This is a genomic window from Nocardia lijiangensis NBRC 108240, from assembly GCF_001613045.1.
Taxonomy (GTDB): Bacteria; Actinomycetota; Actinomycetes; order Mycobacteriales; family Mycobacteriaceae; genus Nocardia; species Nocardia lijiangensis.
The window spans coordinates 1-13181 of sequence record NZ_BDBP01000002.1 but is presented as its reverse complement, the minus strand read 5'-3'; the positions used below and the strand labels follow the sequence as shown (position 1 = coordinate 13181).

11 protein-coding genes are annotated in these 13181 nt (G+C 69.3%); 4 read left to right on the top strand and 7 right to left on the bottom strand.

Annotated features, from left to right (window positions below):
• Positions 1-27: 27 nt before the first annotated feature.
• The 5 genes from NL1_RS00990 to NL1_RS00970 all read right to left on the bottom strand — a co-directional run bounded on the left by NL1_RS00990 (position 28) and on the right by NL1_RS00970 (position 6873).
• Positions 28-243 (bottom strand): hypothetical protein, encoded by a 216-nt coding sequence (locus tag NL1_RS00990; protein ID WP_084510200.1) that lies wholly within the window; start codon positions 241-243, stop codon positions 28-30.
• Positions 236-1786 carry a PspC domain-containing protein gene (locus NL1_RS00985; protein ID WP_174553378.1) on the bottom strand — a complete coding sequence of 517 codons (1551 nt, stop codon included), beginning with the start codon at positions 1784-1786 and terminating at the stop codon, positions 236-238. Before NL1_RS00985 ends, NL1_RS00990 begins: the two co-directional genes overlap by 8 nt.
• A 66-nt stretch (positions 1787-1852) precedes the next feature.
• Entirely contained in the window at positions 1853-2038 is a 186-nt protein-coding gene (locus tag NL1_RS00980) for a hypothetical protein (RefSeq protein ID WP_067833014.1), read from the bottom strand.
• A 126-nt stretch (positions 2039-2164) separates the two neighbouring features.
• Complete coding sequence (locus NL1_RS00975; protein ID WP_067833011.1) at positions 2165-6097, bottom strand: NACHT and WD repeat domain-containing protein; 3933 nt, start codon at positions 6095-6097, stop codon at positions 2165-2167.
• 119 nt (positions 6098-6216) lie between these two features.
• Positions 6217-6873: an MspA family porin gene (locus NL1_RS00970; protein ID WP_067833008.1), complete on the bottom strand. Its 657-nt coding sequence runs from the start codon at positions 6871-6873 to the stop codon at positions 6217-6219.
• A gap of 523 nt (positions 6874-7396) precedes the next feature.
• On the opposite strand from NL1_RS00970, the gene NL1_RS00965 reads away from it, so the two are divergent.
• Both NL1_RS00965 and NL1_RS00960 read left to right on the top strand, forming a co-directional pair.
• Entirely contained in the window at positions 7397-8827 is a 1431-nt protein-coding gene (locus NL1_RS00965; protein WP_084510199.1) for an ATP-binding protein, read from the top strand.
• 211 nt (positions 8828-9038) lie between these two features.
• Positions 9039-9674 carry a response regulator gene (locus tag NL1_RS00960; protein ID WP_067833223.1) on the top strand — a complete coding sequence of 212 codons (636 nt, stop codon included), beginning with the start codon at positions 9039-9041 and terminating at the stop codon, positions 9672-9674.
• A gap of 69 nt (positions 9675-9743) precedes the next feature.
• Here the strand turns inward: NL1_RS00960 and NL1_RS00955 are convergent, their stop codons facing one another.
• On the bottom strand, positions 9744-10868 hold the full coding sequence (locus NL1_RS00955) for a serine/threonine-protein kinase (protein ID WP_067833005.1): 1125 nt from the start codon (positions 10866-10868) through the stop codon (positions 9744-9746).
• 131 nt (positions 10869-10999) lie between these two features.
• Positions 11000-11206 carry an alpha/beta fold hydrolase gene (locus NL1_RS00950; RefSeq protein WP_067833002.1) on the bottom strand — a complete coding sequence of 69 codons (207 nt, stop codon included), beginning with the start codon at positions 11204-11206 and terminating at the stop codon, positions 11000-11002.
• Between the two features lie 413 nt (positions 11207-11619).
• On the opposite strand from NL1_RS00950, the gene imuA' reads away from it, so the two are divergent.
• Both imuA' and NL1_RS00940 read left to right on the top strand, forming a co-directional pair.
• Positions 11620-12372, top strand: a complete 753-nt coding sequence (gene imuA', locus NL1_RS00945) for a DnaE2-dependent mutagenesis accessory factor ImuA' (protein WP_067832999.1) — start codon at positions 11620-11622, stop codon at positions 12370-12372.
• Between the two features lie 118 nt (positions 12373-12490).
• A partial coding sequence (locus tag NL1_RS00940) for a DNA polymerase Y family protein (protein WP_162272671.1) occupies positions 12491-13181 on the top strand: 691 nt, incomplete at its 3' end.

Here is a 13181-nt window from a genome sequence, read left to right as displayed (position 1 = left end):
TTCTCCTGTGCGACTCGGGCCATTGCGCTAGCGCCGTTTTCGGGGGGAGATCACCAGCAGGACACCGATGACGATGGCGGCGACGACGACGATCCAGCCGAAGGAGATCGCTCCGCCTGCCGTCGCGGCGGGGCCGATGAAGCCCCAGACGCTCACCGCGAGGGCGAGCAGGCCGACGATCAGCAGGGAAGCCGACGGTCCGCGGCCTTCGGGCGTGTCGTTGGGTCGGGGTTGCTCAGCCACGCTGCACCTCCACGCTGCCCAGGTGTACGTCCACATCGAGATCGAGCACCGGCGCGCCCGGGGTATTCGGACCGGTGACGCCCTGCGGGCACAGGTTCTCGCCCATGGTGACGGTGCAACCGGTGCGGACGGTCATGCCCTCCGGCACCAGGATGCGGGCCTCGCCCATCTGCACGTCGACGTTCACCGTCCGGTTCTCGGTCAGGTTCAGGGAGCGCAGGTCGAGCGTTCCCGAACCCATCGAGATCTGGTAATCCTGCTGCAGTTCGGCCATCGTCGCGGGGGCCCAGACGTGCTCGCCCATGGCGCCCCTGTCGAATTCGATGGGTCCGATCATCGAGGCGAGCAGGACGAAGCCGGCGAGTGGAGCCGTGACGACCAGCAGACCATAGCCGCGCCGCAGGAACGCGCCGAGCACCAAACCGAGGCCGATCACGGCCAGGGCCGCCGAGGCGATCCGGCCGGGCGTCATCCAGTCCGCGCCCGCGGCGGCGATCGCGCCCGCCCCCGCCGCGGCCAGCATGGCCAGGCCGATCACGACCGGGGTGAGCCGGGAACGGGGACGTCGCGGTGGCGGGACGGCCACCGGGCGGGCCGGGGCGGGTTCGGGCAGGTCCCAGGCCAGCGGCGCAACGCCGAGCGGATCCCAGGACGGCGGTGTCACGCTGGGGAAGGCCGCGGGGGCCGGGGTGCGAGCGGGCTTCTCCGCGAGAGTCTTCGGGTCGGCGGGCCGGTCGGGTTTGTCGAGCGAAAGCGGCGGCGCATCCACGTCTTCGGTGTTCGACCGCGGTGACGAGGTCCGCGCGTCGAGTACTTCGGTCTTAGCGTCGATCACCTCGGCGGGGCGGTCGACGTCCTTGTCCAGCGACACGGTCTCCGACGCGTCGGCGGGGAGCACGGAGGTCTCCGGCTCGCGCGGGGTGTCGGGCACGTAGGAGTCCGGCAGCTTGGTGTACGGGCTGTACACCGGCGGGACGTCGGGGATCGGGTAACCGGGCGTCCGCAGCGGACCGGTCGGGAACACCGCTCCGGGGTAGCCCGTCGCGGCGAGGCCGTCGGCGAACCCGCTGTCGACGAAACCGCCGTCGAGCGCGCTGGTGCCCGGCGGCGGCTGCGGGCACCGCATGAACAGCATCCACCAGCCCGCCAGCAGGAGGGCCGTGCTGATCATCCCGGAGCCCGCAAGCCCAACGCCGATCGGGCCGACCGTGGTGACCGCGATGGCCAGCGCCACGATCAGCACGACCGTCTTCGTCTGGGACTGCGAGCTGTGGCCCTTGCCGAACAACGATTCGGCGGCCGAGGACTGATCCCCGGACTCGTTCAGCAGCAGCCAGGCGAGCAGGTACAGCACGATGCCCGCGCCGCCGAACAGGGTGGACACCACGAACGCGACCCGCACCAGCACCGGGTCGACGTTGTAGCGCTGCCCGAACCCCGCCGCGACGCCCGCGATCGGACCTTGCCGCGGCAGCCGGACGGGCCGCGTCTGCCACATCTGTTGCAGCTGATCGCCGAAGGTTGTTCTCGTCATGTTTCCCATGGTGCGACTGACCAGCGGCGCGGCGCATCGGGGGGAACCCTGAAAAAACATCCTGATCCTGTGGGATCAGGGCGTCAGCGACCCCACCGGCCGTACCGCGTGCTCGCTGTGGCCCACGGTGAACTCCAGCCCGCCCGGGGCGGAGTACGTCTTCTCGTGCGGTGCGAGATCGACCGCCGTCGCCTGCGGTGCGAGTGCCGTGAGACAACCCACCGCGATCGCGACGGCGGTCAGCCCAGACTTCCCCAGCATTTCGGTATCCCCCTTGTTCTACGGGGCTCCCTACCCGGCGCGACCACGGACTGCCCCCGTGGTTGCTTTCAGCATTGTCGGGAGTCCTGAAGGAATACTTGGAAAGTCCCTGTAAGAGGGTGTGATTCAGGGGCACGGGGGATGGTAGGGGAGTTGGGGGAGGTGGCGTTGCCAGAGGTCCTCGGTCAGTAGGGCGCCGGTGACGTCGCAGATTCGATCGATGGCGCGTGACACGTCGAGGTCCCAGACGCGCAGTCCTCCGCCCGAGATCACGAGGTGGTTGCCGTGGGGGAGGAATTGGGCGGTCCAGTCGTCATTGTCTTCGCGCGGCGGTTCCAGCGGGTCGCCGATCTGTTGCGGACGAGTGCGATCCGTCAAGTCCCACAGCGTGATTCGCCCATCCTCGCCGGTGATGGCGGCCCGGCGGGAATCCGGCGAGAAGGAGATCCGCCTCACCGAGAGGCTGTCCGCGACGATCGGAGCACTGATCGGTCGGATTCGTGTGCGGTCGCCGATGTCCCACACCTGCATCCTCGGGTTGTCGACCAAGATCATCGTGCGGCCATCGGGAGCGTACTCGACCGTAGTGACGCTGTTGGCTATCGCGGGAAGTTCATCACCGAGTGGGGCTGGACGTAGGGGGTCGGCGAAGTCCCACAACGTGACAGGCTGCCGGACGATGTCACCATCCCACACGGACGTGCGGACCGCGAGGATTCTGCCGTCGCCGCTGAATTCGATGTCTCGCGCCTTTGTCAGCGGTATCTTCTCGCCGAGTGGCGTGGGATGTCCGGGATCCTCGAGGCTCCATAGTCTCAGCGAGTCGTCGTGCGACGTCACAGCGATTCGCCAGTCCGGCCGGATGGCGAAGTTGTTGCCGCTTTGCAGGCTCGTCGCCCAGTCGCCGCGAAGACGCACGTTCGCTGGATCGGATATGTCGTACACCGTGAACTGGCTCCCGAGCGTAGTGGTCACCAGGGTCGCTCCGTCCGGGCTCACCGCAAACGGATAGTCACCGTAGCGATGCGCGAAACGACCGAGCAGTCGCCACCGTCCGGGATCTTGAGTGTCCCAAATTTCGCCGGTGTCCCCATTCGAGGTGATGACCGCGCGATGTCCTGCCGCGTCGAACCGTGGAAACGAGGCCTTCTCCGACGTGCCGGGCACCAGCGCGGGCGGCAGAGACCAGACTCGTAAGTTGCCGTCCCATCCGCCAGCGGTAAGGGTCCGCCCGTCGGAACCGAAGGCGAGGCTGGTGGGGCCGCCCCGGCAGGGCATCGCCAGCTCCTTCGAGAACCGGCAGGTCGTAGGGCTCGTGGTCAGCGGCTCGTCGATGAGCGTGGGCCGGGCCGGATTCGTCATATTCCATAGGGCCGCGTGCTCGGAGGTGGCGACCGCGAGTATTGGGCTGTCGGGACTGAAAGTCACCGACCTGATGGTGGATTCGCTGACCGGCATCGGTGCGATGAGCGGTGTGGGTGGGGCGTCTCGTTCGATTCGCCATAGCTGTACCGTCCCTCGGTCCACCTGTCCGTCCTGCTGTAGTGACCCGGTTCCGCCGCCAGCGGCCAGAATTCGACCGTCAGAGCTGAAATCCATGACCGTCAGGACCGTCGTCGTGGCCCCGATCGGCGATCCCAGGGGAACAGCGCGCTCGAGATCGTCGACCTTCCATAATTGAATCCGCCCTGTATACGGCGCGTTCGGGAGCAGGTTGTTCATCAGCACGGCCAGCACCGGCTCCGTGGGGCTGAACCGCACCTCGGGCATGACTTCCTGCCCGGCGGGCAATATTGCGCCGGCTCGAGGCCTGCCGGGATCGGTGACATTCCACAACGTGACGGCCTCGGCGCTCGCCGTGGCGAGGATATTGCCGTCCGCGCTGAAGCTCATGTGCACGTACGGTCCCCCGGCGGCCCGCGGCAATTCGGCCAGCACCCGAGGCGCGCCGGGCTCGGTGATGTCCCACAGCCGTGAACCTTCCCTGCTGCTGGTGGCCATGACGCGACGATTCGCGCTGAATACCGCCTTCGATATCTCGCCGGGGAGTTGCACCAGCTTGTGGGGATGCTGTGGATTGCTGTTGTCCCACAGGTACGTGATGCCCTCGTCGTCTACCGATGCCAGGAGAGCACCCCCTGGCTGCCGAGTCACTTCGACGTAGCCGTCGACATGTGCCGGGACGGTGGTCGCGAGTGACTGATCCTGAGTGCCGAGCAGATGGGTCCACACAGTCGCGTCGCCGGGTCGCATCCGCTCCGCGACGAGGTAGAGCTGGGCGGACAAGGAGGGGTCGATACTGCGCAGGCGCTGCGCCTCCGTCATGATCGCCGCGAAGTTCTTCTCCTCGCGTTGTGCCTGCCCGAATTTTGTCTGGGTGTAGGCGGTCAGGCCGAGCATCAGGAGTACCACCCCCGCCAGCGCCAGGCCGATCCTTGTGAGCGTGGTGCGTCGGCGGGACCGGCCGCGGGATGCACGCGAGGTGTGCAGGAAATCGCGCACGACCCCATCCGCTGCCGCCGCGTGCTCGAGTGCGGCCTCCAACCGGGAACCCCGATACAGCAGCGCCGGATCACGGCCCATCGAATCCCATTCGGCCGCATCCGCTTCCACCCGCTGCCGCACCAGATATCCGACCCGGTTCTCATCGATCCAGGCGCGCAGCCGCGGCCAGGCGTCCAGCACGATTTCGTGGGTGAGGAAGACCGAATCGGCGTCGAGCGTGACCAGCCGGGTGCGCGCGAGCAATTCCAGCGCGGCCGCGGCCGAGAGCGGGTCGGTGCTGCGCTGCTGGAGCGCTGGACGCGCGGCGATGCGCCGGGTGTCGCGGGAGTCGCGCGCCACGGTGACGAGTCCGAGCAGCACGTCCTTCGCGGCCGACTGCTGCGGATCGGACAGTTCGCTCCACGCCTGTTCCGCGGTGGCGGCGACGGAACCGACGACCCCGCCCGCCGCGCGATAGCCCGCGATGGTCAGTTTGCGTCCCTCCCGGTGCTGCCAGGTGGCGGCCATGACGTGGGAGAGCAGTGGCAGGGCGCCGGGGTCGTAGCTCTGGCGGGTCTGATGGTCGCCGAGGCCGCAGAGTTCGGTGATGACGAGTTCGTCGAGTCCGGGTTCGAGTTTCAGTCCCGCGCGTTCGGCCGGACCGATGATCGCCTCGGTCAGCTCGTCGACGCGCATGGGGCCGAGCAGATAGCTGCGCTTCTCGAGGGATTCCTGCAGGACCGGGTAGTCGAGGCAGCGGGCGTAGAAGTCGGCGCGCAGGGCGAGGACGACGGCGACGGGGTCGGCTTGCGTGGCGTACTGATCGAGCAGCGCCAAGAATTCGTCGCGTTCCTGTTCGTCCGCGCAGACGGTGAACAGTTCTTCGAATTGGTCGACTATCAGCAGGCGCGGCCCATCGGTCGGCCAGGACGTCTGCCCGCCAAGGGCCTTCGCCAAGGCATCCAATGGATGCGCGCCGGGCGTCACTGTGACGATGTGCCAGTTATCTTGCCGCCGTGCGAGTTCGAAGCTCAGTCCCGCCGCGAGCAGCGAAGACTTACCGGCTCCCGACGCTCCGATGAGCGTTACTACACCGCACCCGCCGCCCGCGGTGTTCCGTACCAGTTCGGTGAGCTCTTCGGTCGCCCGCTTGCGTCCGAAGAAGAAGTCGCTGTCGGTGTTTCGATAGGACTGGAGGCCGAGGTACGGGCACGCTGAGTCATCGGCGTCGTCGGGGGTCCAGGAGTTCGACGCGGTCCACAGCCGCTTCCACTCCTGCGGGTCCGCCAGCTTCGCGGGCAGCGCGGCGCCGCGCTTCTTGGCGAGGTCGATGAGCGTCAGCACCACCGGCAGCAGGGATTCGAAGCGGGCGGGCACATTTCGGCCCGCCTTCCAGTCGCTGATCCGCTGGGCGGACGCGGGGTTCGCCGCCGCGGCGGCCCGCATGCGGTTCTCCGCCTGGGCGGCGACCCGGCGCAGCGTCGGGTTTCCCGCCGCTGCGTACAGGTCGGCGAATCGTTCGGCGAAAATCGCTCGTGGCGAACGAATTTCCCCCCGCGGCGCGTCCCCTGTCACGCGTGCCCACGGAAACGTTTGGGCAGTACGAACACAGGAACAATTTACCCGGCCGGTCCGCTGCTCATCTTCCCGACAGTGGCGGTGCGCCGCATTGCGCACCGCCTTCCACGTCGCCCTCACAGGAAGATCGGATCCCCGTAGACCGCTTCACGCCCGCTGACCTCCGGCGATTCCGCCTCGACGATCGTGTACGAGCGAATGGTGAGCGGACCGCCGCAATCCTGCACCGAGACATGGAAATCGCGACTGACGAGGTAGCCGGTGCTGCCGGACGGCAGCTCCTTGATGCCGACCTCGAAGGGCTGGACCTTGCCCGGCGTGATCGACAGGTCGATGCTCGCGCCGATGTGCAGGTCGGGGCCGAGGCCCGCGTCCACGCTCGACGAGGCCGAATCGCCGCTGCTGGAGCCGCCGACCTGGAATCCCGCGTCGAAGCCGATCGCCGCGCCGAGGTCGATGCCGACGGTCAGGTCGACCGCGCAGGCGACCAGGTATCCGGCCTTCAGTGTTCCGGTCCCGCCCGCGTCGATCCGGCCGTAGAACGTGTCGTCGAGGAACACCTCCCGGTTGGTCGGCATGCCGTTCAGCGGAGCGACCGGATGAAAGGCCTGACCGGAGTGTCCGACGGTGAACCGGAATCCGTTCGGCCCTTCGACCGTCTTCTCGTGCGGCGCCATCGGTGCCGCCCCGGCGAACGGGGTCCCCGTAAGGACCATGCAGATCACCAGGACGGCGGCCGAGAATGCCGCCGCGAGTACCGATATGTGCTTCATGTGTTCCTCCCCTGAGAAATTGCTTTCCCGCCGGAATGCGGGTGATCGAACCGAGTGCTGCCGGTGGTGACCGGGTCCTCGGTGACCCAACGGAAAGGTATGGAGCGGTCGATGCCCGGCCCCAGCGTCGCGAGCCGGTGGTGAGCGGGAAAGCCCTGGTCACGGCGTTGGCGTGGGTTTTCCGGACCGGCGAGGCGTGTGGGCCGGAAATGTGTCGCCGACTGGGCTCGACCGCCGGGCGACGGCTCGGCGGATGCTTGTATCTGCGCAGCTCAACAGGGTTGTTTGTCCGGTCCGGACGGCGTCGTGCGGCCGGATTGCGCCTCGGAGGGGCCGGAAAGTCCGAGTTTCGGGTGGCGCCCTTCTGCGTGTCGGGGTCGGGCGAAGAGGTGGACCTGTGTTTCCGCAGATCAACGGGATGGTCGGTCCAGAAGGACAACGTGGGCGTCCGAACCGGGGGATGACGGCAAGATCAGGGTGATTCCTGATGACCGGGTGTGGGGGAGCGTGCCAGTATCGAAGCATGCACCCGACTGGTCCCGTGTTCGACGCTGCCCGTGGCGGCGGCGCCGCGCCGGGCTTCGGGGTCGCGCCAGGGTACGACCCCGCCCGCGGCTACGGCGCCGGGCGCGGTCTCGGACCCGCCCCGGTGCTCGATCTCGGTCGGCATCCGCAGCTGCGGCTGGTGCGCCGGTCGGGCGGACGGATCGTCGGCGGTGTCGCGGGCGGTCTCGCCGACCATCTCGGGCTCGACGTGTTCAAGGTGCGGATGGCGTTCGTGCTGCTGTCCGCATTGGCGGGGGCGGGCATCCTCGCCTACGGCCTGCTGTGGATCTTCACCCCGAGCGGCGCCGACTCGACCAAGCCGTCCGGCACCGAGCGACGCCAGGCGATCGGTCTTGCGCTGCTCGGGCTAGGTCTCTCGGTGGCCGTCTCGTGGCTGATGAACGGTACCGTCGCGGCGAAGGTGATCGTGCCGATCGTCGTCGTCGCGGTCGGCGCCGCGCTGGTCTGGCGTGAATACGACACCGACGGCCCGCGCTCGCTGCTCGGCCTGCCCGCGCACCCTTCGGTGATCACCTGGGCGCGCATCGTCGCCGGGGCCACCATGGTGGTGCTCGGGCTCGGCGTCGTGGTGTTGGCCAGGATCGACCTGAGCGCGCTCGGTTCCGCGCTGATCGCGGTGGCGGTCACCCTGATCGGCGCCGGCTTGCTCACCGTCCCGCTGTGGCTGCGCATGATGCGCGTGCTGAACACCGAGCGCGCGGCCCGCATCCGCAACGAGGAACGCGAGGAGATCGCCTCACATCTGCACGATTCCGTCTTGCAGACGCTGGCCCTGATCCAGCGGCAAGCGCACGACCCGCAGGAGGTGGCGCGGTTGGCCCGCAGCCAGGAGCGGGAGCTGCGCAAGTGGCTGTTCGAGGACTCCGGTCCCGCGCAGTCGAGCCTGGCCGCGGCGCTGCGCACCATCGCGGGCGAGGTGGAGGACCAGCACGGCGTCAAGGTGACCCCGGTGACGGTCGGTGATGTCTCGATGGACGTCGACGAATCCGGAAACGGCCTGCCCAAGGAACATTTCACCGCGCTGCTCGGCGCTGGCCGGGAGGCGATGGTGAACGCCGCCAAGCACGCGGGCGTGCCGACCATCGATCTGTTCGCCGAGGCGGAACCGCACCAGGTGAGCGTCTTCGTGCGCGACCGCGGCGCGGGATTCGACGTCGCCGCGGTGCCGCAGGACCGGCAGGGCCTCGCCAAATCCATCCGCGGCCGGATCGAACGCCGCGGCGGCAAGGTGGAGATCCTGTCGACTCCCGGCCGCGGCACCGAGGTGCGGATCTTCATGCCGCGCAGCGATTCCGGGGCACCCGAGGAAGCGGTCACCGATACCGCGGGGACCGCCGGTGATCCGCCGACCGAGCGCATCCGGCAGTCGGTGCGATCGGGAAAGTAGCGGCGGTGCGGCGGGCAAGCCTTCACCGGAGCGGAACCGGCAAGTCATCACACTTGGCTCGATGCTGGTGAGCCGTGCCCGGTGCGGAGTTCCGCAGCGGACACGCCATCGTCGGTCGGCGTGTGGTACCGATGGAATGCGGACCTCCTCCGGGCGGTCGGCGCAGTCAGGGTGGGGCGATCCACCGACAGGTGAGGAGAAGCAGGTGAGCGTGCGGGTCTTTCTCGTCGATGATCACGCCGTGTTCCGTTCGGGTGTGCGCGCGGAGCTGAGCCGGGAGGCCGACATGGAGGTGGTCGGCGAGGCGGGTGGCGTGTCCGAGGCCATCGCCGGGATCAAGTCCACCCGTCCGGACGTGGTGCTGCTCGACGTGCACATGCCCGACGGCGGTGGTGTCGCGGTGCTGTCCGGCATCGAGGACGGCCCGGTGTGCTTGGCGCTCAGCGTGTCCGACGCCGCCGAGGACGTGATCGCGGTGATCCGCGCGGGTGCCCGCGGCTACGTCACCAAGACCATCTCCGGCGCCGAGCTCGCCGACGGCATCCGCAGGGTCGCGAGCGGTGATGCCGTCTTCAGCCCGCGCCTTGCCGGATTCGTGCTCGATTCGTTCACCGGCAAGTCCCCCGTCCCGGAACCGCCACTCGACCCCGAGCTGGACTCGCTGACCCCGCGCGAACTCGAAGTGCTGCGCCTGCTCGCCCGCGGCTACACCTACCGCGAGATCGCCGAAAACCTCTTCATCTCGGTGAAGACCGTGGAAACACACGCCTCCAACGTCCTGCGCAAAACCCAGCAGTCCAACCGCAATGCCCTCACCCGCTGGGCACACCGCCGCCGCATCGACTAGCTCCCACACACCCCGCACACGCGTCACACAGCCGGTGGCGCTGTGTGGCGTGCAGATCGTTTGTGCGGTCTACATCGCGATGACGATGATGAAGAGGATGATGAGCAGGCCGATGAACAGGCCGACGGCGATGGCCAGCGGGGCGTTGGTCGCCTGCGGTTTGGCCGCGCGCTGCGGGGCAGCGGGGGCGGCGACCGTGCCGCCGGGGGCGGGGCGGTGCGGGCGGGGTAGCGGCGCCGAGTGCGGGCTGCGTAGACCGGAGGCCGAATTTCGTGCCGCCCACGGCGGGATGGTGCCGTCCTCGGTGCGCACCGGGGCGCCGAGGATATAAGGCCCGGTGCCGGGACCAAAAGCGGCGGCGAGGATTTCGTCCCGCGCCTCGGCCATCGTCGGCCTGCGCTGCGGCGCGGGCTCCATCATGTGCAGCAGAGCGTTGGTGAGGATGCCGCTGCGCGAGGGCGGAATGATCTGGGCCATCGCGGCGCGCTCCACCAGGACGTCGCTGTCCTCGTGCAAACCGAACGGCGGCAGGCCCTCGATCGCGGTGTACAGCGTGGCGCCGAGCGAGAACACGTCGCTGGCCTCGGTCGGCTGCATGCCGCGCGCCACTTCCGGCGGGAGGTAGGCGGGGGTGCCGGTGATGATCCCGTCCGGTTCGTCGATCTCGCCCGCGCCGCGGGAGATGCCGAAGTCGCTGAGCTTGGCCATGCCGACACCGGGGCCGCGATCGGCGACGAGGATGTTGCCCGGCTTGATGTCGCGGTGGGTGATGCCCGCGGCGTGCGCGGCGGCCAGCGCGTCGGCGACCTGGGCGCCGATCTGCGCGACCTCGATCACCGGCAGCGTCTCGACCAGCGCCAGCGCGCGCGCCACGTTGCGCGAGGGTAGATGCTCCATCACCAGCCAGGGCTCGCCCGCCTCCAGCACCACGTCGTAGACGGCGATGGCGTGGTCGTGCGAGAGCTTCGCCGCCACCCGTCCCTCGTGCATGATCCGGTTGCGCACCTCGGTGGCTTCGGCCTCGGGCAGCCCGGCGGTGGAGAGCACCTGCTTGATGGCGACGTCCCGGTCGAGCAGCCGGTCGTGAGCGAGCCACACCGCACCCATGCCGCCGCCGCCCAGTTTGGACTGCAGGCGATAGCGGCCTGCGACCAGATAGTCGGGGCCGACGATGGGACGGGGGCGATCGATCATGGTGTGCAGGGTATCCGAATATTCCTGCGTCGCCGCGACTCTTGAGCGACAAGTAGCGGTGCGAGAACAAGTTACGGCGACGCGCCGGGAACGCCAAGGTCGGCGGCACCGAGGACACGCCACGCCGACCCTCAGCGGCCGAGGAAGTCGGCCAGCGCCGTGTTGACGGCGACGGGATCGTCCTCATGGGCGTTGTGGCCGACGCCTGTGAGCATTCGCAACGTCGACCCGGGGATCAGTCGCGCGAGCGGCTGAGCCTGCGACGGGTTGGTGACCCGATCCTGGTCGCCCCAGAGGATCAGCGTCTTCGCCCGGATCGTGCCCGCCTCCCGCTCCACCCGGGTGCGGTCACACAGTGCACGAGGACTGCCCGACCGAGGCCATTCCGCTGATCGAGAGCTTCCTCGGCTGAACCGATGTCCATCGCCTCGGCCGCTGTGCTGATCGTGACCGCTGCCTGCACTCGTGGCGGCCGTCACCGACCTCTGTCGACTCCAGTGGACTGTCGACAACATGACCAAGTACCGCGCGGGTCGCGGGCGTTCTCGGGAACCGGGGATCCGGACGCGGAGACTCCCCGTCCGGTGCTCTTGACGGTTTCCGGGGGTGGGTTTCTACTGGACTCGTATCGAACGTATATTCGATAAGGGATCGATAGCTGTATCGGTGCTGGCTTCCATTCCTCCGTGTGGAGGTGGGGTCGGTCCGCTCGCTTCGCCTCGGAGTCCATCGTGGGAAGTAGGTGGTTGTGATGGGTTCGGACGTGCGGGTGGGGGAGACAGAGAGACAACAGAAGCTGGCCGAGCTGCGCAGCCGAATGGCCGCTGTCCCGGGCCGTGGCGAATCGGCGGTCGCGCGCGTGCCGCTCGCCGAGGACATGCGCCGCGAACCGCTGCCGGTGCCCCGGGCCCTTGCGGAGTTGTTGCCGGAGGGCGGTCTCGGCAAGGGCTCCGTGGTCGCCTGCACGGGTGCGCGCTCGCTGCTCGCCGGTCTGCTGGCCGCGGTGACCGAGCACGGCGGGCACGCCGCGGTCGTCGGGGTGCCGAGGTTCGGCCTGCTCGCGGCGGCGGAGATGGGCGCCGAGCTGGCGCGGCTGGCCGTGATCGCCGATCCGGGGCCCGACCCGGTCGAGGTGGCCGCGGTACTGCTGGACGGTCTCGACCTGGTCGTACTCGGTCTCGACGGCGTCTCCGTCCCCCCGGCGCGCACCCGAGTGCTCGCCGCCCGCGCCCGAAGCAAGGGCGCCACCCTGGTTGTCACCGACGGCAACTGGCCCAATCCCACCCTGCGCCTGGATGCCCGCATCGCCGGATACGTCGGCCTCGGCACCGGCCACGGCCGCCTCCGCTCCCTCAACCTCGAGGTCGAGGCGCGGCACCGGGCGGGCATGCCCCGGCGCGGACGCGTCGAACTGCGCCCCAGCGGTGGTCGCGTCGAATGGTTCGCCCAGGAAACCTCGCCCGCGCCCATCGAATTGCCGATCGCACGGGGTGCGGCGTCATGAGGAGTCAGGACCTGCTTCGAGAGTCGCTGTGCGGCACCTCGGTTCGTCCGAGTCGAGTGCGTGGCGCGGCGCGGGCCGGTGAGAGTGGCGGTGCGGCACCGTGATTCGGCCGAATCGGGTGCGAAGGGCGACGCGGGTGCTCGCGGTGTGGTGCCAGGACTGGCCCGCGGTCGCGGCGGCGGCCGTGGCGGAGCTGTCGCCGACGCGGCCGGTGGCGGTGCTGTCCGCCAACCGGGTGGTGGCCTGCTCGGCGGTGGCGCGGGCCGACGGGGTGCGACGCGGGCTGCGGCGCAGGGAGGCGCAGGCGCGGTGCCCGGAATTGTTTCTGGCGCAGGCGGATCCGGATCGGGATGCGCGACTGTTCGAACCGGTCGTCGCGGCCGTGGACGCCACGGTGCCCGGCGTGGAAGTGCTGCGGCCCGGGCTGCTCGTGCTCGGTGCGCGCGGGGCCGCCCGGTTCTTCGGGTCCGAGGAGGCGGCCGCCGAGCGGCTGGTCGACGCGGTGGCCGCGGTCGGGGTGGAGGCGCAGATCGGCATCGCCGACGAGCTGTCCACGGCGGTGATCGCGGCGCGGCGCGGGGCGATCGTGCCGCAGGGTGGGGGTGCGGAATTCCTGGCGCCGCTCGCGGTATCCGAACTCGCGCTGGAGCCGAGCCTGGCCGCGCCGGAGCGCGCCGAGCTGGTGGATCTGTTGCACCGCTTGGGTTTACGCCGGATCGGTGATTTCGCGGCGCTCGGCCCCGCCGAGGTCGCCTCCCGTTTCGGCGCGGACGCCGTGCTCGCGCACCGCAGCGCGCGCGCCGTTCCGG